The organism is Bradyrhizobium sp. Cp5.3 (assembly GCF_000426265.1).
Lineage (GTDB): Bacteria > Pseudomonadota > Alphaproteobacteria > Rhizobiales > Xanthobacteraceae > Bradyrhizobium > Bradyrhizobium neotropicale.
In genome coordinates this window covers 1-1255 of the sequence record NZ_AUFA01000146.1, presented here as the reverse complement: position 1 = coordinate 1255, position 1255 = coordinate 1, and the positions used below count along the sequence as shown (strand labels likewise).

Annotated in this window: 1 protein-coding gene; it reads right to left on the bottom strand. The window is 69.4% G+C overall.

Features of this window, described 5'->3' with window-relative positions; translation table 11 throughout:
• On the bottom strand, window positions 1–1255 hold a 1255-nt coding region (locus K289_RS47400; protein WP_035688173.1), incomplete at both ends, for a condensation domain-containing protein.

The following is a 1255-nucleotide window of genomic DNA, read 5'->3' as shown; positions in this document are numbered from 1 at the left end:
GCGCATTGAGCTCGCCATAGCTGACGCGCTGGTCCTGATAGACCACCGCCACCGCATTCGGCGCCTGGCGCACCTGGGCCTCAAACAGCTCATGGATGCACTGCTGCTCAGGATACGTCACCGCCGTCCGGTTCAGCTCCTCCAGCAGATAGGTGCGCTCGTCCGCTGGCAGGATGTCCAGCTCCCGCACTGGCATGTCCGGCGCCCGCTCCAGCGCCTCCGCCAGCTGCGCGAGCGTCTGCTGCATGTAGCCGCAGATCCGATCCGCCGAGATTGGCTCCGCCACCTGCGCCGTCAGCCCGAGCGCCTCGCCAAAATCCTCCACCGACAAGGTCAGCGGATAGTTTGTGCGCTCCTCCCCGCCCAGCCATTCCACGCCAGCCAGCCCATCATCGGCTGCGGCGGCGGAGATCGCCGCCGGCGTGTTGTGGCGGTAGTTCAACAGCGCGCTGAACAGCGGCGCCGGCGCCGCAACGCCGCTGCAGCGCTGCGCCAGCGCCAGCGAGGCATGCTCGTGCGCCAAGAGCTCGACCAGCCGGGCATGCGTGGTTCGCACGCTCGCCTCGACCGCGGTGCCGTCAAGATCAAGCCGCAGCGGCAGGGTGTTGATGAACAGGCCCATCGCGCGGTCGGCGCCCGCCCCGCCATGCATGCGGCCGAACAGCACCGTGCCGAACACCACCTGCTCGCGGCCGCTGCTGCGCGCCACCACCTGACCCCAGGCCAGATGGCACAGGCTCGCCAGGCTCACCCCCAGCCGCCGCGCCTGTTCCCGCAGCCGCGCATGGAGCGCCTGCGGCAGCATCCGCTGCGCCTCTCGAACCCCGCTGCCGTCGCCGCGCACCTCGCGCAAGCCGAACGGCGTGCTCGGCTCGTCGATGTCTGCCAGCAGCTCCCGGAAGAACGCTTCATCCGCCTTGGCATCAGCGCCGAGATGCGCCTGCGCCACCAGGTTGCGGAACGGCTGTGGCGCGCTCAGCTCGTGCTCGCGTCCCTCCAGCACAGCCTGGACCTCGGCACGCATCACCTCCAGTGTCGTGTGATCCCCGATCAGATGATGCTGCAGCTCCAACAGCAGCCAGCACGCACTGCCGGGCTCGCGCGCGATCACAAACCGCAACAAGGGCGCCCGGCCAAGCTCGATGCGCTGCCGGCGCGGATCAAACCGATCCTTAAGCTGCGCGGCGCCGGGACCAGCAGCGCCATCCAGCTCGACTTCGCTCACCTCCAGCGATGCGTGGCGCCACACCACCTG